The 17,099-nt window shown below is 69.3% G+C and carries 18 protein-coding genes, 1 tRNA gene and 1 pseudogene; 10 read left to right on the top strand and 10 right to left on the bottom strand.

From position 1 onward, the window contains the following. Positions 1–14: 14 nt before the first annotated feature. The gene (hppD, locus tag OG226_RS30690) at positions 15–1,160 is read right to left on the bottom strand and encodes a 4-hydroxyphenylpyruvate dioxygenase (RefSeq protein ID WP_329350670.1); all 1,146 of its coding nucleotides are present in this window, start codon (positions 1,158–1,160) and stop codon (positions 15–17) included. 127 nt (positions 1,161–1,287) lie between these two features. Here hppD and OG226_RS30685 point away from each other — a divergent pair, with 127 nt between their 5' ends. From OG226_RS30685 to OG226_RS30655, 7 genes are all read left to right on the top strand, one after another. Then, a complete protein-coding gene (locus tag OG226_RS30685) occupies positions 1,288–1,779 on the top strand; it encodes an Lrp/AsnC family transcriptional regulator (protein ID WP_318016612.1) in 492 nt (163 codons plus the stop codon). A gap of 12 nt (positions 1,780–1,791) precedes the next feature. Continuing rightward, positions 1,792–2,439 (top strand): ABC transporter permease, encoded by a 648-nt coding sequence (locus tag OG226_RS30680; RefSeq protein ID WP_318016613.1) that lies wholly within the window; start codon positions 1,792–1,794, stop codon positions 2,437–2,439. Further along, on the top strand, positions 2,432–3,706 hold the full coding sequence (locus OG226_RS30675) for a betaine/proline/choline family ABC transporter ATP-binding protein (RefSeq protein WP_328682995.1): 1,275 nt from the start codon (positions 2,432–2,434) through the stop codon (positions 3,704–3,706). Before OG226_RS30680 ends, OG226_RS30675 begins: the two co-directional genes overlap by 8 nt. Beyond that, positions 3,703–4,506, top strand: coding sequence for an ABC transporter permease (locus OG226_RS30670; protein ID WP_443044809.1), 804 nt, complete (start codon positions 3,703–3,705; stop codon positions 4,504–4,506). The genes OG226_RS30675 and OG226_RS30670 overlap by 4 nt, the downstream gene beginning before the upstream one ends. Beyond that, the gene (locus OG226_RS30665; RefSeq protein WP_329350669.1) at positions 4,503–5,459 is read left to right on the top strand and encodes a glycine betaine ABC transporter substrate-binding protein; all 957 of its coding nucleotides are present in this window, start codon (positions 4,503–4,505) and stop codon (positions 5,457–5,459) included. Before OG226_RS30670 ends, OG226_RS30665 begins: the two co-directional genes overlap by 4 nt. An 83-nt stretch (positions 5,460–5,542) precedes the next feature. After that, positions 5,543–6,115, top strand: coding sequence for an ArsR/SmtB family transcription factor (locus OG226_RS30660; protein WP_329350668.1), 573 nt, complete (start codon positions 5,543–5,545; stop codon positions 6,113–6,115). Positions 6,116–6,131: 16 nt separating this feature from the next. Next, entirely contained in the window at positions 6,132–6,323 is a 192-nt protein-coding gene (locus OG226_RS30655) for a hypothetical protein (protein ID WP_329350667.1), read from the top strand. Here OG226_RS30655 and OG226_RS30650 read toward each other — a convergent pair. From OG226_RS30650 to OG226_RS30625, 6 genes are all read right to left on the bottom strand, one after another. After that, positions 6,320–7,114 (bottom strand): S16 family serine protease, encoded by a 795-nt coding sequence (locus OG226_RS30650; RefSeq protein WP_328682991.1) that lies wholly within the window; start codon positions 7,112–7,114, stop codon positions 6,320–6,322. The genes OG226_RS30655 and OG226_RS30650 overlap by 4 nt on opposite strands. A 71-nt stretch (positions 7,115–7,185) precedes the next feature. Beyond that, positions 7,186–7,827 (bottom strand): IclR family transcriptional regulator, encoded by a 642-nt coding sequence (locus OG226_RS30645; RefSeq protein ID WP_033286087.1) that lies wholly within the window; start codon positions 7,825–7,827, stop codon positions 7,186–7,188. Positions 7,828–8,168: 341 nt separating this feature from the next. Continuing rightward, positions 8,169–9,968: a DEAD/DEAH box helicase gene (locus tag OG226_RS30640; protein WP_328682990.1), complete on the bottom strand. Its 1,800-nt coding sequence runs from the start codon at positions 9,966–9,968 to the stop codon at positions 8,169–8,171. A 135-nt stretch (positions 9,969–10,103) separates the two neighbouring features. Further along, positions 10,104–10,517 (bottom strand): type II toxin-antitoxin system death-on-curing family toxin, encoded by a 414-nt coding sequence (locus OG226_RS30635; protein WP_328682989.1) that lies wholly within the window; start codon positions 10,515–10,517, stop codon positions 10,104–10,106. Beyond that, positions 10,514–10,732, bottom strand: coding sequence for a hypothetical protein (locus tag OG226_RS30630; RefSeq protein ID WP_328682988.1), 219 nt, complete (start codon positions 10,730–10,732; stop codon positions 10,514–10,516). Before OG226_RS30630 ends, OG226_RS30635 begins: the two co-directional genes overlap by 4 nt. A 422-nt stretch (positions 10,733–11,154) precedes the next feature. Further along, on the bottom strand, positions 11,155–12,615 hold the full coding sequence (locus tag OG226_RS30625) for an MFS transporter (protein WP_328682987.1): 1,461 nt from the start codon (positions 12,613–12,615) through the stop codon (positions 11,155–11,157). Between the two features lie 188 nt (positions 12,616–12,803). On the opposite strand from OG226_RS30625, the gene OG226_RS30620 reads away from it, so the two are divergent. Further along, positions 12,804–12,878, top strand: a tRNA-Cys gene (locus tag OG226_RS30620). A gap of 308 nt (positions 12,879–13,186) precedes the next feature. On the opposite strand, the gene OG226_RS30615 is transcribed toward OG226_RS30620, so the two are convergent. Both OG226_RS30615 and OG226_RS30610 read right to left on the bottom strand, forming a co-directional pair. Beyond that, positions 13,187–13,888: an NAD(P)H-binding protein gene (locus OG226_RS30615; protein ID WP_328682967.1), complete on the bottom strand. Its 702-nt coding sequence runs from the start codon at positions 13,886–13,888 to the stop codon at positions 13,187–13,189. 53 nt (positions 13,889–13,941) lie between these two features. After that, positions 13,942–14,616, bottom strand: a complete 675-nt coding sequence (locus OG226_RS30610; RefSeq protein ID WP_329350664.1) for a TetR/AcrR family transcriptional regulator — start codon at positions 14,614–14,616, stop codon at positions 13,942–13,944. A 193-nt stretch (positions 14,617–14,809) separates the two neighbouring features. On the opposite strand from OG226_RS30610, the gene OG226_RS30605 reads away from it, so the two are divergent. Continuing rightward, positions 14,810–15,673 carry an SDR family NAD(P)-dependent oxidoreductase gene (locus tag OG226_RS30605; RefSeq protein ID WP_329350662.1) on the top strand — a complete coding sequence of 288 codons (864 nt, stop codon included), beginning with the start codon at positions 14,810–14,812 and terminating at the stop codon, positions 15,671–15,673. A gap of 21 nt (positions 15,674–15,694) precedes the next feature. On the opposite strand, the pseudogene OG226_RS51660 reads toward OG226_RS30605, so the two are convergent. Continuing rightward, positions 15,695–16,054: pseudogene (locus OG226_RS51660) on the bottom strand (Tn3 family transposase); the annotation flags it as partial. A gap of 544 nt (positions 16,055–16,598) precedes the next feature. On the opposite strand from OG226_RS51660, the gene OG226_RS30595 reads away from it, so the two are divergent. Next, a complete protein-coding gene (locus OG226_RS30595) occupies positions 16,599–16,997 on the top strand; it encodes an antibiotic biosynthesis monooxygenase family protein (protein WP_329350659.1) in 399 nt (132 codons plus the stop codon). Positions 16,998–17,099 lie beyond the last annotated feature (102 nt).

Below are 17,099 nucleotides of genomic sequence, written 5' to 3'. Positions count from 1 at the left end.
GCGGGACCTGTGCGTTACAGGTTGCCCCGCTTCTCCTGCTCCCGCTCGATCGCCTCGAACAGCGCCTTGAAGTTGCCCTTGCCGAAGCCCATCGAGCCGTGTCGCTCGATCAGTTCGAAGAACACCGTAGGCCGGTCCTGGACCGGCTTGGTGAAGATCTGGAGAAGGTATCCGTCCTCGTCGCGGTCGGCGAGGATCTTCAGCTCGCGCAGGGTGTCGACGGGGACGCGGGTGTCGCCGACCCACTCGCCGAGGGTGTCGTAGTAGGAGTCTGGGGTGTCGAGGAACTTCACTCCGGCCGCGCGCATCGTCCGTACGGTCTGCACGATGTCGTTGGTGTTGAGCGCGATGTGCTGGACGCCCGCGCCGCCGTAGAACTCCAGGTACTCGTCGATCTGCGACTTCTTCTTCGCCACGGCGGGCTCGTTGATCGGGAACTTGACCTTGAGCGTGCCGTCGGCGACGACCTTCGACATCAGCGCGCTGTACTCGGTCACGATGTCGTCGCCCACGAACTCCTTCATGTTCGTGAAGCCCATGACCTTGTTGTAGAAGCCGACCCACTCGTTCATGTGGCCGAGTTCGACGTTGCCGACGCAGTGGTCGATCGCCTGGAAGGTGCGGTGCGCGGGGGCCGCGACGAGCGGGTCGGCGGGGGCGAAGCCGGGGAGGTACGGGCCGTCGTAGCCGGTGCGCTCGACGAGCGTGTGGCGGGTCTCGCCATAGGTGGCGATGGCGGCGAGGACGACCGTGCCGTGCTCGTCCTTCAGCTCGTACGGCTCGGCGAGGGAGCGGGCGCCGTGCTCGACGGCGTAGGCGTACGCGGCGCGCGCGTCCGGCACCTCGATGGCGAGGTCGACGACACCGTCGCCGTGCTCGGCCACGTGCCGGGTGAGGAACTCGCCCCAGGCGGTGGCGGGCTTGATGACGGAGGTGAGGACGAAGCGGGCGGAGCCGTTGGTGAGCACGTACGAGGCGGTCTCGCGGCTGCCGTTCTCCGGACCGGAGTAGGCGACCAGCGTCATGCCGAAGGCCGTGGAGTAGTAGTGCGCCGCCTGCTTGGCGTTGCCCACGGCGAAGACGACCGCGTCCATTCCCTTCACCGGGAAGGGGTCGGCCTGCCGGGCGGTGTCGGGGGTGTGGTGAGTGGTCTGCGTCATGTCCGCAGGCTCCCCCCTCCCTGGCAAGGTGCGCAATAGTTTGCGTATCTGCTGGGCATTCTGTTCAGCGATACGACCGTTTCGGCGGTCTTTCTGTACAGGATGACCATCCTCGGAGGCGGACACCATGGGCATCGATCGTCTCGACGGCCGGATCATCGTGCTGCTGGCCGAGGAGCCGCGGATCGGGGTGCTGGAGATGTCCCGGCGGCTGGGGGTGGCCCGCGGGACGGTGCAGGCGCGGCTGGACCGGCTTCAGTCGAATGGCGTCATCCGGGGATTCGGCCCGCAGGTCGATCCGGCGGCGCTCGGGTATCCGGTCACGGCGTTCGCGACGCTGGAGATCCGGCAGGGGCAAGGCCCGGACGTCCGGGCGCACTTGGCGACCGTCCCCGAGGTCCTCGAACTGCACACCACCACCGGCAGCGGGGACATGCTGTGCCGGCTCGTGGCCCGGTCGAACGCCGATCTCCAGCGGGTCATCGACCGGGTTGTCGGTTTTGATGGCATTGTCCGGGCCGCCACCGCCATCGTCATGGAGAACCCCGTTCCGCTGCGGATCATCCCGCTGGTGAAACAGGCGGCGGAAGACCCGGAAGGGACGACCTGGCCGACGTAGGGGTGTGGGCATGTGAGCTTCTGGGAGTACGTGGGCAACCGGCACCAGCAACTGCTCACCGACGCCTACCAGCACGCCAGCGCGGTCTTCCAGTGCATGGTCGTGGCCACGCTGATCGGTGTGGTGATCGGGGTCGTCACGTATCGGAGCGAGTGGGCGGGCAACCTCGCCACCACGGCCACCTCGACCATCCTGACCATTCCGTCGCTCGCCATGATCGGTCTGCTCATTCCGATCGTCGGTCTTGGCGTTCCGCCCACGGTGATCGCTCTGACCCTGTACGGCCTGCTGCCGATCGTCCGGAACTCGATCGTGGGCCTGCGCGGGGTCGACCCGTCGCTCGTGGACGCGGCGAAGGGCATCGGGATGTCCCGGCTCGCGCGGCTCCTGCGGGTCGAACTGCCGTTGGCCTGGCCGCCGATCCTGACCGGGATCCGGGTCTCCACCCAGATGCTGATGGGCATCGCGGCCATCGCGGCGTACGCCTCCGGGCCCGGCCTCGGCAACGAGATCTTCCGCGGGATCGGGTCGCTGGGCAGCAAGAACGCCCTCAACCAGGTGCTCGCGGGCACGCTCGGGATCATCGTCCTGGCGCTGCTGTTCGACGCCGCGTACGTCCTTCTCGGACGGCTGACCATTCCCAGGGGGATCCGTGCCTGAGCCATCCGCGTCCGAGCGATCCGCGTCCGAGCCGGCGACCGCGACCTCCGGTGCCTCCATCGAGCTGGAGAACCTGACCAAGCGGTATCCGGGCAGCGCCGACCCGGCCGTCGAGAGCGTCAACATGGAGATCAAGGCGGGCGAACTCGTCGTCTTCGTCGGCCCGTCCGGCTGCGGCAAGTCCACGACGCTCAAGATGATCAACCGGCTGATCGAACCGACCGGCGGCCGGATCCGCATCGGCGGCGAGGACGTCACCGACATCGACCCGGTGAAGCTGCGCCGCAAGGTCGGCTACGCGATCCAGTCGAGCGGGCTCTTCCCGCACATGACCGTCGCCCAGAACATCGCGCTCGTGCCGAAGATGATCGGCTGGTCCAAGTCCCGGATCAGGGACCGGGTGGAGGAGATGCTCGACCTGGTCGGGCTGGACGCCGGCGAGTTCCAGGGCCGCTATCCGCGCCAGCTCTCCGGCGGACAGCAGCAACGCGTGGGCGTGGCACGGGCGTTGGCGGCGGATCCGCCGGTGCTGCTGATGGACGAACCGTTCGGCGCGGTCGACCCGATCACCCGCGATCATCTCCAGGACGAGTTGATCAGGCTCCAGCACGAACTGCACAAGACGATCGTCTTCGTCACCCACGACTTCGACGAGGCGATCAAACTGGGCGACCGGATCGCGGTGTTGCGCGAACGCTCGCACATCGCGCAGTTCGACACCCCGGAGGCGATCCTCACCAACCCGGCGGACGACTTCGTGTCCGGGTTCGTGGGCGCCGGCGCGGCCCTGAAGCGGCTGAACCTGACCCGCGTACGGGACGTGGAGATCACCGACTACCCGACGGTGACCGTCGACGACCCGCTCCAGAACATCTTCGACAAGCTCCGGGACAGCGGCACCAACGAGATCCTCCTCCTCGACAAGCGGGGCCGGCCCTACAAGTGGCTGCGGCGCGGCGACATGATGCGCGCCAAGGGGTCGCTGGCCCGGGCGGGCACGCTGGTCAGCGACACGGTGACGCGGGACGCGACGCTCCGGGACGCGCTGGAGGCGGTGCTCACGGACAACGCGGGGCGGGTCGCGGTCACCGGGCGGCGCGGCGAGTACACCGGCGTCGTCGACATGGAGACGCTGATGAACTCCGTGCACGAACTCCTGGAGGCCGACCGGCTGGAGGCGATGGAGGCCCAACACGGGCTGGAGGAGGCCCGGGCCCTCCAGACGCACGCCGAGCAGGAAGGCGCCGGCGGGGAGGAGAAGGCGTGACCACTCCCGAGCTGGAAGAGGAGACGGAAGTCGAGGCCCCGCCGCCCGCGACTCCCCCGAAACGCCGGATCACCTGGCAGAAGCTGACGTTCCTGCCCGCCGCCCTGGTGGCGATCCTGCTGGCGACCTGGCTGTGGTTCAACCAGGCGCACCTGGACGCCATTTCGGAGAACGCCCTCTCCAACGGCCAGGTGAGCAAGGCTCTTTGGCAGCACGTCCAACTGACCGTGATCTCCACGTTCTTCGTGCTGATCATCGCGATCCCGCTGGGCGTCCTGCTGACCCGGAGGGCGTTCCGCAAGGCCGCCCCGGTGGCGATGACCTTCGCCAACATGGGACAGGCGACCCCGGCGATCGGCCTGTTGGCCCTGCTGGTGATCTGGCTCGGCACCGGCGAGAAGGCGGCCCTGATCGGCATCATCATCTACGCCGTCCTGCCGGTCCTGTCCAACACCATCGCGGGCCTGAAGGCCAACGACCCGACCCTCCTCGAAGCCGCCCGAGGCATCGGCATGTCCCAACTCGGCGTCCTGGCCAAGGTGGAGCTGCCGCTCGCCGTCCCGCTGATCCTGGCCGGGGTCCGAACCGCCCTGGTCCTCAACGTCGGTACGGCCACCCTGGCGACCTTCGGCGGGGGCGGCGGCCTGGGCGTCCTGATCACCACCGGCATCACCACCCAGCGGATGCCGGTCCTGGTGCTCGGCTCGATCCTCACGGTCAGTCTCGCCCTGCTCGTGGACTGGCTGGCCTCCCTGGCCGAACTCCTGTTGCGGCCAAGGGGATTGGAGACGGGCTCATGAGGCGCACCTGTCTGGTGCTGGCCGGGACGCTGGTCGTCGTCTCCGGCTGCGGACTGACCAGCGGTTCCCCGATGGTCGACGACGTCAGCCCCGGCACGGTCGGGCGGGGCGAGCCCCTCAAGGGTGCCCATCTCACCGTCACCTCGAAGGAGTTCACCGAGCAGCTGGTCCTCGGCGCGATGATGGGCATCGCCTTCGAGGCGGCCGGCGCGGACGTCCTGGACCGGACCGGCATCCAGGGTTCGATCGGAGCGCGGGAGGCCGTCAAGTCCGGTGACGCGGACGGGATGTACGAGTACACCGGCACCGCGTGGATCACCTACCTCGGCAACAGCAAGCCGATCACCGACCCGATGAAGCAGTGGCAGGCGGTACGGGACGCGGACCTGAAGAACGGCATCACCTGGCTGCCGCCGTCGGCCCTGAACAACACCTACGCCCTCGCGATGAACCAGGCCAACTTCAAGAAGTACGGCACGAAGACGCTGTCCGAGGTGGCCGCGCTGGCGAAGCGGGACCCGGGCGCGGTGACGGTGTGCGTGGAGAGCGAGTTCGCCAACCGCGCGGACGGGCTGCCGGGCATGGAGAAGGCGTACGGGATGAACCTCCCCGCGAAGAACATCACGCAGATGGACACCGGGATCATCTACACCCAGGTGAAGAAGGGGAGTTGCACGTACGGCGAGGTCTTCACCACCGACGGCCGCATCAAGTCGATGAACCTCGCGGTGATGGCCGACGACAAGAAGTTCTTCCCCAACTACAACGCGGCGCCCGAGATCAACACGAAGGCGTTGAAGAAGTGGCCGGCGATCGCGCGGGTCCTGGACCCGGTGACGAAGAAGCTGAACAACACGGTGGCGCGGACGCTGAACGCGAAGGTGGATGTCGACGGGGAGGATCCGCATCAGGTGGCGTTGGACTGGATGAAGGCGGAGGGGTTGGTCAAGTAGGGCTTGCGGGGGGGGCGAGTTCCAAAGGGTTAGTTGCAAAGAATCCGTTGCAACCGGTCCTTTGCAACGCTATCTTTGTACTCATGTACGAGCCCGAACCGTCCAAGTACCGCAATCTCGACGCCCGTTCGCTGCGCGGGATCGCCCATCCGCTGCGGATGCAGTTGCTGAACGCGCTGCGACGGTACGGACCGGCCACCGCGTCGATGCTCGCCGAGCGGCTGGGCGAGTCCAGCGGGGCGACCAGCTACCACCTCCGCCAGCTGGCCACGCACGGGTTCGTCGAAGACGCCCCGGAGCGCGGCAAGGGGCGGGAGCGCTGGTGGCAGGCGGTCGAGCAGGGCATCGGTTTCGACGAGAACCTGCTCATCGACGCCGACCCGGCGGTGCGTGGCGCGGCCGACACGTTCCTGCACGAGGTGGCGACCACCCACGCCCGTGAACTGTCGACCTGGGTCGGCACCCGCGAGGACTGGCTGCCCAACTGGTCCCACTCGACCGACATGAGCGACTGGACCGTGCGGCTGACACCCGAGCGCACCCGTGAACTCGTCGGAAAAATGCACGAGTTGCTCGAAAGCTATGAGGACGAGAACGCACCCGGAGCAGAACAGGTGCGCTTCCACCTGCACGCCTTCCCGACCGAATCAGAGTGAGACGAGGCAGACCCCGATGCACCCGGAAACCCACCTTCAGCTGCACCATGCCCGCGCCGCCGAACTCCAGGCCGACGCCGCGGCCCATCGCCTCGCCGCCCAGGCCAGGCACCCCCGCGAACTCCGCACCCGCCTCGGCTGGACCCTCGTAGAACTGGGTCTGCGACTGGCCGCCACCCCCGGCGGTACGAAGCCGGCGCTCGCCTAACAGCCCGGCACGGACCCCTTACCCGTCTCCAGCGCCTCCAGGGCGGACACCGCGCCCTTCAGCGAGGTCACCGCGACCAGTCGTAGACCCTTGGGCAGTTCGGACTTGGCGTCCGAGCATTCCGCCTTGGGGACCAGGAACACCGTCGCACCGTCACGTCGCGCGGCCTGGGTCTTGAGGGCCACTCCCCCGACCGCGCCGACCGTACCGTCGGTGCCGATCGTCCCCGTACCGGCGATCGTGCGACCGCCGGTCAGATCACCGCCGCTGCCGTCGCCGTTCAGCTTGTCGATGATGCCCAGGGTGAACAGCAGGCCCGCGCTGGGGCCGCCGACGTCCGCCAGCGTGAGGGTGACCTTGACCTTCTTGTCGCTGAGCTTCAGGTAATTGAGCGCGGCGGTGGTCGCGTCGTCCTGCGACTCCCGCATCTGCTCCGTGTTGTGCTGCTCGATCTCCTTGACGCTGTTGCCGCTCGGGTAGACCGAGTCACGCGGCATGACCGCTCGATCGGTACGGAACCAGCTGTCGATCACATCGCTCAACGACACACGCTGATCGGGCCCGGTCGCTTCGATCGTCGTCATGCGCAGCTGACCGCTCGTCGTGCGCACCGGCGCCCCGGAGATCGTGATCACCGGGGTGCCCTTGTTCTCGCCGAGCACGTTCGCGGTCAGGCCGGGCTGCGCCAGCGAGAACGGCAGCGGCGCGAAACCCGCCGTGGCGAGCAGGGCCACGACGGGCAGGGCGCAGACGGCTACGGCCTGGGGGCGCGTGAGGCGAGAGAGGAGCACGGGATCAATCTAACGCGACGGCCACTTTCGGCCGGGCGCCGGTCACCCCTGGCGGTAAACGACCTCAGGCCTCAGCGCAGCGCTTCGGCGACCTCGCGCGCCGCGTCGACGACCCGCGGTCCGACCCGCTCGGGCACCGCGTCGGCCAGCATCACGACGCCGACGCTGCCCTCGACCCCCGTGACGCCCAGCAGCGGAGCCGCGGCACCGCTCGCGCCGGCCTCCAACTCGCCGTGCGTCAGGGTGTATCCGGGTTCGTCCGCGGCCTGGTGCCGGGCGGCGAGGATCGCGCGGCCGGCGGCACCACGGTCCAAGGGGTGGCGGAAGCCGGCGCGGTAGGCGACGTGGTAGTCGGTCCAGGTCGGCTCGACGACCGCGACGGCGAGGGCGTCCGCCCCGTCGACCAGGGTGAGGTGAGCGGTCGCCCCGATGTCCTCGGCCAGCGAACGCAGCGCGGGGAGCGCCGCCTCCCGTACGAGGGGATGCACCTGGCGGCCGAGTCGCAGCACGCCGAGCCCGACGCGGGCCCGGCCGCCGAGATCACGGCGTACGAGTGCGTGCTGTTCGAGGGTGGCCAGCAACCGGTACACGACGGTCCGGTTGACGCCCAGTTTGTTGGACAGTTCGGTGACGGTCAGCCCGTGGTCCGTATCGGCCAGCAGTTTGAGGACGCGCAGTCCTCGGTCGAGCGTCTGGGAGGTCTCCGCGGTCACGACGCCCACTCCTTAAGTGGTGAGGTCGGCGGCCCCCTGGCGGCGGATGCGTCACCGAGTCCCGTCAGTGACGCGCTTCAGAGGCCGCCGATCGGCGAGGCGGCCCGGCGTGTCCGGGCCCAGTCGCTTCACGGCTGCGCTCCGCGGCGGCGCTGCCACGGGGCGTGTGCGTAGCGGGACACTAGCGAAGGCGGTTCGCTGAGCGGAAGTCTCCGTCCAGAATCCGGTCACCGACTGGTACGGACCGGTTCCGTTCATGTCGATATGTCCTGACCTGGGGGTCGCTCCTGCGCGGATTCCGTACAGATGTGCGGGTCAGGCGGGTGCGCGAGCGGGGTCGGTCAGTGCATGCGGGTGGCCCACTCCTGGACCTTCGCGATGCGCTGCCGCAGCTGACCGGCCGTGGCCTCGGCACTCGGCGGACCGCCGCAGGTGCGCCGCAGCTCGGTGTGGATGACGCCGTGCGGTTTGCCGGTCTGGTGGACGTACGCGGAGACCATGGTGTTGAGCGACTTCCGCAGCTCCATCATCTCCTTGTGGGAGACGACGGGCCGCCGCTCGGCGGGCAGCTCCAGCAGGTCGGCTTCCCCGTCCGGCTTCTTGCGGCTGTGCGCGATCTGCCGGGCCTGCCGCTTCTGGAGCAGCATCTGCACCTGGTCGGGTTCGAGGAGTCCGGGGATACCGAGGTAGTCCTGCTCCTCCTCGCTCCCCGGGTGCGCCTGCATACCGAACTCGGCGCCGTCGTAGAGCACGCGGTCGAAGACGGCCTCGGACTCCAGGGCCTCGAAGGAGAACTGCTCCTGCTCGCCGGTGTCCTCGTCCTGCTCCTTGTTCGCCTCCTCCATCTCCTTCTCGGACTCGGCGTACGGGTCCTCCTCGCCCTCCTTCTTGGGCTTGTCGAGGGCGTGGTCGCGCTCGACCTCCATCTCGTTGGCGAAGGTGAGGAGGTCCGGGACGGTCGGCAGGAAGACGGAGGCGGTCTCGCCGCGCCGCCGGGACCGCACGAAGCGGCCGACGGCCTGGGCGAAGAAGAGGGGCGTGGAGATGGTGGTGGCGTACACGCCGACGGCGAGGCGAGGCACGTCGACACCTTCGGACACCATGCGTACGGCGACCATCCACCGGTCGTTGCTCGCCGCGAAGTCGTCGATGCGCTTGGAGGCACCGGTGTCGTCCGACAGCACGACGGTCGCCTTGCTGCCGGTGATCTCGCGGATCAGCTTGGCGTAGGCGCGCGCGGAGTCCTGGTCGGTGGCGATGACGAGGGCACCGGCGTCCGGGATGCCCTTCCTGACCTCGGTCAGCCGCTGGTCGGCGGCGCGCAGCACACTCGGCATCCACTCACCGCGCGCGTCCAGCGCCGTACGCCAGGCCTGACTGATCGCGTCCTTCGTCATCGGCTCGCCGAGCCGCGCGGCGATCTCGTCACCGGCCTTCGTCCGCCAGCGCATGTTGCCGCTGTAGGAGAGGAAGATGACGGGCCGGACGACGTGGTCGGCGAGCGCGTTGCCGTACCCGTAGGTGTAGTCGGCGGAGGACCGCCGGATCCCGTCGTTTCCCTCTTCGTACGTCACGAAGGGAATGGGATTGGTGTCGGACCGGAACGGCGTACCGGTCAGCGCGAGGCGGCGGGTGGCCGGCTCGAAGGCTTCGAGGCACGCCTCGCCCCACGACTTGGAGTCACCGGCGTGGTGGATCTCGTCGAGGATGACGAGCGTCTTGCGCTGCTCGACACGGTTGCGGTGCAGCATCGGCCGTACGCCGACACCGGCGTACGTGATCGCGACACCGTCGTAGTCCTTGCCGAGCGGCCCCGCGCTGTACTCCGGGTCGAGTTTGATCCCTATCCGCGCGGCGGCTTCCGCCCACTGCTTCTTCAGGTGCTCGGTCGGCGCGACCACGGTCACCTGCTGCACGACATGGTGGTGCAGCAGCCAGGAGGCAAGGGTGAGCGCGAAGGTCGTCTTGCCGGCACCGGGGGTCGCGACCGCGAGGAAGTCCCGCGGCTGCTCCTGGACATACCTGTCCATCGCGCCCTGCTGCCAGGCACGCAGCTTGCCGGCGGTGCCCCAGGGGGCGCGGCCGGGAAAGGCGGGAGAGAGGTGGTGGGAGCTGGCGGAGGAGGCGGCGGTAGTAGTCACGGTCTCCGGGTTCGGGGGTAGGGCGGCTCGGTCACGTCGGCTACGTCGGCTACATATGACAACCGGGCCACCCTACCGGCGGGGTGGCGGTGTCAGCGTGCGGACTGCGCCGGGGTGGCGGGGGTGGGACTGAGGTCACATCGGTTGTCCGGCGAGGCCTCGCAGCACCTCCGCGATCACCCCCACGTCCCCCTCCGTCCCCGAGGCCACGTCGATGACCAGGTCATATGCCCCGTCCTGGTCCACCTCGGCGAGATCGACCCCGTTGACGGCGAGGAAGGCCGCGGCGGCGAGCCACGCGGTGCGCTTGTTGCCGTCGACGAGGGGGTGGTTCGTGGCGAGGGCGTGGAGAAGAGCGGCGGCCTGCTCGTACAGATCCGCGTAGGCCGCCGTACCGAACATACGAGCGCGCGGCCGGTGAACCGCCGAGGCGAACAGCCCCGGCTCACGCACCTCGGGCGCCCGACCGCCGAAGGCGATCCGCGCGACGTCGGTCACTTCGCCGACGGTGAGGTGACGACGGCCGGAGGCGCTGGAGTCGTACGTCATTCGCCGAGTCTCCTCAACAGATCGGCATGCGCGACGGCAAGCCGCTCGGCCGCCGCCCGCACCGCCGCACCCTCCTCGTCCAGATATCTGCCTACGGCGTCCCGCACGAGGTCCTCCGGTGGCCGGCCGGTGGCGTCGGCGAGGTCATCGAGGGCCTGCCGGAGGCCGGGGTCGAGTTCGAGGTGGAGCTGGTGGCGGGAGGTCGGCTGGTGCATGGGGCGAGGGTAGGGGCGCCGATCACCGGCAGGCGACGGAATATCACCACGATCCCGCTCTACGGCTCACGGCTCCTTGACGTTCCCCCGCACCACGTGGTCACCCACGCCCCCGGACGGCCCCCACCACCCGCCGAGCGGTCACGCAGGGGCATCGAGCTCCCCTCGTCCGTGTACCGCAGTCGGTCCAGCCGCCCTTCAACGACACCGAGCGCCAGCGAGCAGCGCCGAGCGCCACACGCGACGTCACCGCGATTCCGCCCGCACCCGCGTAGGTCACCCAGGCCCCCGGACGGCCCCCACCACCCGCCGAGCGGTCACGCAGGGGCATCGAGCCCCCCTCGTCCCTGTACCACAGTCGGTCCAACCGCCCTTCAACGACACCGAGCGCCGGCGAGCGGCGCCGAGCGCCACACGCGACGTCACCGCGATTCCGCCCGCACCCGGGTGGTCACCCAGGCCCCCGCCAACGCCACCCCCGCCATCGGCAGGAACACCGCCGCGAACGCCCCCGGATGTCCCCCACCACCCGCCGAACCGACGACATGCCCCACCGTGCCCCCGCCCAACGCCCCGAACGCGGCCCCGCCGACAGAGAGCAGCACGACATTCGACAACCCGTCGGAGATCTGCAACGCGGCGGAGTTGGACCCGGCCTCCGCCGGAGCGGACAGCTGAAGCAGCAGCACGCTGGTGGAGGAGATCACCAGCCCCATCCCGAAACACCCGAACGCCCACGCGACGGCGACGATCCACACGGGCACGGCATGGAAAAGAACACTCGGCGCCCCGGCGATGGCGGCAGCCACCAGCACCATCCCGACCGTCATCAGCCGTTCCCGATACGGCTCGACCCCCGCCCGGGACTGCACCCACGACCCGAGCGCCCACGTCCCACCCCCCGCCGCGAGCGAGAACCCGGCCAAGGTCGGCGACAGCCCCCGCTGCGTGACGAGCATCAACGGCACGAAGGACTCCGCCGAGATGAACGATCCCGCGGCCACCCCTCGCAACAACACGACGGAGGGCAGCCCCCGCGCCGCCCGATACGTCCCCCGCGGCAACAACCCGAGCACGGCGGGCACGAGCAGCGCGACACCGGCGGCAGCGGGGAGAAGCGAGAACCACCGCACGTCCTGAGCCGCGTACTGGAAGAGCCCGGCGCCGACCGAGATCCCGAAGGCGAGCCGAATACGCCGCCGGTCGAAGGACCCGGACGACTGCTGATCGTGTTCCGACACGGGCCCGGCCGCCCGCCGCCGTATCTGAGGAAGGGCGAGCGCGAGCGGAAAGACAACAAGCACCGGAATCCCGAGGAACACCCACCGCCACCCGAGATGCTCCGTCACGGCCCCGGCGGCGAGCGGCCCGACAATGGACGGAACCACCCAACTCGCCGCGAACGCGGCCATGATGGCGGGCCGCAACCGCTCCGGATAAGCCCGCCCGACGACGACGTACAGAGCGACGATGACGAGCCCACCCCCGAGCCCCTGCACGGCCCGCCCGAGAATGAACACCCACATGACCTGAGCGGTCCCGGCCACCACCAGCCCGGCGGCAAAAGCCCCGATCCCACTGGTCAACGCGCCGAGCGGCCCCCGCCGATCCGACCACTGCCCGGCGAACACCATCCCGAAGAGACTGGTCGTGAAGTACCCGGAGAACGCGAACGCGTACAACGACACCCCGCCCAGTTCCCTAGCGGCAACCGGCATCGCGGTCCCAACCGCCGTCGCCTCGAAGGCGATCAGCAGAACGACGGACACGATCCCGACACTGAGCGCCCGATGCGACCGCCCCAACACGGAGTCACGACACTCGTCGGCCAGGTCAGAGGCGCTGTCGGTGACGTCGGCGTCACGAGGTTCAAGGACGGTCATGCCCGCCAGCGTAAGGTCCACAGGCCGGGTTGACCCCTGTCGGAGGATGGTCGAGGACTGAGACCTTGGTCGTACGACCACAGCCGCCCCGCTCCTCTTCATGAACGGCGTGTGGCAGTCCCGTTGCACCACCCCCGGCCCCCTTGCCCGGCCCCACCCCCCGGCCCTACGGTCAAATCACCAAACACGGCCGTGTGCCCGAGTGGTTCAGGGACTCGCCTGCAAAGCGAGTTACGCGGGTTCGATTCCCGCCACGGCCTCCAGTAGTAGCTTTGATCTGCATGTTCCTTGATCGAAGGCCGCTCTCCAGGTCTGGGGCCCCGTTCAGGACGGGTCCGGGTCAGTTGCTTGCCCGAGGACCCGCTCGCCGCTGAGGAGATCGACCTGCGCGAGCGGTTCCGGTCGCAGCCCCACCCGAACGCAGAAATACGGTGGGGCCGGCCGTATTTCTGAGGGCCTGCTGTTGATGCGGGTGCTGATCTGCTCCTGACGGACGGTCGACGTCCTCGCGCAGCCGATCCGGAGCGCCACGCCCATGGCCGGGGGTCACCGGGAGCGGCCCCCAGGGCAGTCAGGAGTGCGGAGGCTTGGGCGCTTGCCCGGGCTCGGCTGCGGCGAGGCGGTTGATGTCGGGGTTGTGCAGCACCGTGGGGCCCGCGCCTTTCAGCCGGGTGACGGCGAGCATGGCGGATCCGACGGCGTCGGTGGTGGTGACATGGCGGGGGAAGGCTCGCCGCAGGACCGGGTACAGGCTCGCGGTGATGCGGTACAGGACGCGGTAGACCGGGGTGCGGGAGGTCGCGCCGCCGACGGGCTGGATGTAGCCGGGGCGGAACATGTACGCGCGCATCGGCATGGCGAGCAGGTCGTTCTCGGTGCGGCCCTTGACGCGGGCCCACATCTGGCGGCTCCTGCCGGTGCTGTCCGTGCCCTCGCCGGAGACGTAGACGAAGGTCAGCGAGGGGTTCGCGGCGTTCAGGGCGCGGGCGGCGGCGAGGGCGTAGTCGTAGGTGACGCGGGTGTACTCCTCCTCACCGCGCCCGACGGCGGAGACGCCGAGGCAGAAGAAACACGCGTCCAGGCCCTTCAACTGGTCCTGGACGGCGGTGTAGTCGGTGAAGTCGGTGTGGATGATCTGCCGCAGCCTTGGATGGTCCAGAGGAAGAGGGCTGCGGACGACGACGAGGACCTCGGTGACGGCCTCGTCGAGGAGACAGGCGCGCACCGCGCCGTGGCCGACCATTCCGGACGCTCCGAAGACGATGACGCGCACGGCTGCTCCTAGGCATGAGAGGGGGTGGCTCGGCTTTGGGCTGAGGGTGGGATTCAGGGAGAAGTGCGGGCGAGCGTGCCGACGGTGAGGGTGGCCAGCGCTTCTCGCAGGGCGATGGCGAAGTCCATCTTCAGAACAGCGAGCGAGGGGTCGGCCTCGTAGGCGGCGAGCATCGCCTGCGACGGGCGGGCGTGGGTCCACACCGCGCCGATCACCATGATCATGGACGCGGCCAGCTGCTGAGCGCGATCTCCCAGCTCGGGCAGGTGAACGCGGGCGAGGGCCGTGAGCGCGTCGACGTTGTCGACGGCGGCCCTCTTGTAGCGGGCGGCGACCTCCGGGGAGACGTTGTGTTCCAGCACGCCGGCCTGTGCGCTGAGCAGATCGCACAGCATGCGGCGTTCGGCGAGGGAGTCACCGATCACCGCGGCGAACTGCTCGCCGCGCTCCTCCGCCGCGGCCTCCGCGTCGATACCGGCGGTCAGCAGGTCGGGCAGGTCTGCCGTCCACCCCTTCCAGGCGTGGTCCAGCAGCTCCAGCAGGACCGCCTCGCGGGACTCGAAATAGCGCAGCACGTTCGACTTGGCGAGCCCGACGCGACGGCTCAGCTCGTTGAGGCTGACCGCGCTCACCGGCATCTCGTCGAGCATGGCGGCGGCGGTGTCGAGGATCGCCCGCCGCCGGATCTCTCGCTGCTCCTCGCTGCGCGCACGCTGGAAAGTACTCATGCCCCACATATTACAGACTCCCGGTCTTTTGACATCAGACCGCCGGTACCTTAAGTTGGGGGCATCTCAACAGACCGGCGGTCTGAAATTGCCGATCCGTGATCACGCAAGAGACCGCCACCTCTGGCCGGGCCATCCGGCGGCGTGTGCCCCGGCGGATCGACACCGCCAAGACCACGAAGGAGTCCCCCTCATGAACCGCACCGTTGTCATCACCGGCACCACCTCAGGCTTCGGCCGCGACAGCGTCCGCCTGTTCGCGTCCCAGGGCTGGAACGTCGTGGCGACCGTCCGCAAGGAGACGGACCTCGCCATCCACGACGACCTGCCGAACGTGAAGACCCTGCTGCTCGACGTCAACGACGAGGGCGCCGACGCCGCCTTCGCCGAACAGGCCGCCGCCCAGTTCGGAGGCATCGACGCGCTGGTGAACAACGCCGGCTACTACCACATGGGCCCCGTCGAGGCCTCCTCGATGGAGCAGGTCCACGACCAGTTCCAGACCAACGTCTTCGGTCTGATGGCCCTGACCAAGGCCTTCCTGCCGCACTTCCGCGAGCAGCGTTCCGGCGTGATCGTCAACATCGCCTCGATCAGCGCCGACCAGGGCTACCCCTACACCGCCGTCTACGCCGCCTCCAAGGCCGCGGTCGCGGCCTTCTCCGAGGGCCTCAACATCGAGATGGCGGCCTTCGGGGTCTCGGTCAAGGCGGTCTTCCCGGGCGCCCACGCCACACGCATCTTCACCAAGATCGACCAGGCGGACGACATCCCCGAGGAGTACCAGTCCGGCATGCAGCGCTTCTTCGGCATGCAGGGCACCGGCTCCAGCCCGGCCGTGACCGCGAAGGCCATCTACCAGGCGGTCACGGACGGCAGGATCGAGAAGGTCCGCTACTACACCGGCCCCGACGGAGTCGCCGTACCCCGCGTCAAGCAGCTCCTGGGCGCCGACTGGTACTGGGAGGAGTTCCGCAACGCCTCCACCGGCAACCCCAGCGACCTGTGGAAGAGCCTCGTCACGCAGGGCAGGGAACCCGTCGAGTTCACCCTCTGACCCACCGCCCGGCCAGTCCCGCCCACCGTCCTCACCGTCGTCGAGCCCCGCCGCCTGCCAATCGCGCAACGGCCGCAGGCTCCCGCCGACGGGGACGGACGGCATCGAAGCCGTAGCGGCCCGGGACGTCGAGGTCGCGGTGCTTGAGCGGGGACGGGCGGGCGACATCCTCGTCGCGGATCTCGTGGCCCACGGCGCGGAGCCGGGCGGCGGCGGCGCCGATGTACCGCGTCGCCCGCCGGCGGTAGGTGTCATCGGCCGGGTCGACGACGGCGAGCAGGCGCAGAGGGTCTCGGCGATCCGCCCGTACTCGACGAACGCCTGTCCCAGCGGCGTGAGTTACCCCTCGCGGCCGAACATCCGCAACAGGTCGTACGCCCTCCTGCCCGAACCCGGCGACCGGAAGGAAGCCGAAGCGGCCGACATGACGAGCGTCCTCGTCGGAGCACTGTGGACACGCAACCACCCGGCACCCGGCACCCGGCACCCGGCGGAGGCCGCACGCACCGCCTACGCCTACGCTCCGAGCCTCGCCTTCCTCCGTACGCCCTTCGCCGCGGCGCTGGAGCGTTCGATCGCGAGCTACCTGATCGGCCTGCTGACCGCCTCCGACCACTGATCCCGGCCGAACCGACCGAACCGGCAGAACCGGCCGGGCGCGGGTCGGCGGCTCGGCGTCGCGAGCTTGTCGTTGACGTCGGCAGCAGTGGCGACGACCTTGACCGAGGTACGGCTGCGACTCCCCCGCAGAGGGGCACAACAGGCAAGCCCGCAGGGCGAGTTACGCGGGTTCGATTCCCGCCACGGCCTCCGGTCGTACGTCCGACAAGCACGCGGCGTGGCCCTCTGCCCGACCTCGGCGGTGCCACGTGCCGGTTCACCTCTCGGCGTCAACACCGGGTGCGCCCTGCCCTACCGTGGCGCCATGAGCGATCACCCCGAAGCACCTGTCGCGCCTGTCACGCCCGTCGAGGCCTATCAACCCCCTTACTACGTAGCCGTGTTCACCACCGTGCGAACCCAGGAGCAGAGCGGCTACGGCGACACCAACGCACGTATGGAGGAGCTGGTGAGGGCCATCCCCGGGTATCTGGGGATGGACCACGCGCAGACTCCGGGCGGGCTGGGGATCACCGTCGGGTACTTCCGTGACGCCGACGCGCTCGCGGAGTGGCGGACCAACGCGGAGCACCGTGCGGCGCAGAAACGCGGGCAGGACCAGTGGTACGAGAGCTACACGCTGCATGTGGCGAAGGTGGAGCGGAGTCACGGGTTCGTGCGGGCGCGGGTTCCGCAGGACCCGCAGAGTCCTGCGGCGGGCTGACCGGCCGAAGTCCCGGAGCGGGGACGCGAAAATCGTACGCGCGTGCGGCGATCGGACCCTATGATCACTCAGCCCCGGCGTCCGCCGCGGCCGCACCCGCCT

This window comes from Streptomyces sp. NBC_01261, assembly GCF_036226385.1.
Lineage (GTDB): Bacteria > Actinomycetota > Actinomycetes > Streptomycetales > Streptomycetaceae > Streptomyces.
Note: the sequence above shows the minus strand (reverse complement) of the source record. Positions and strands in the feature narration are given on the sequence as shown.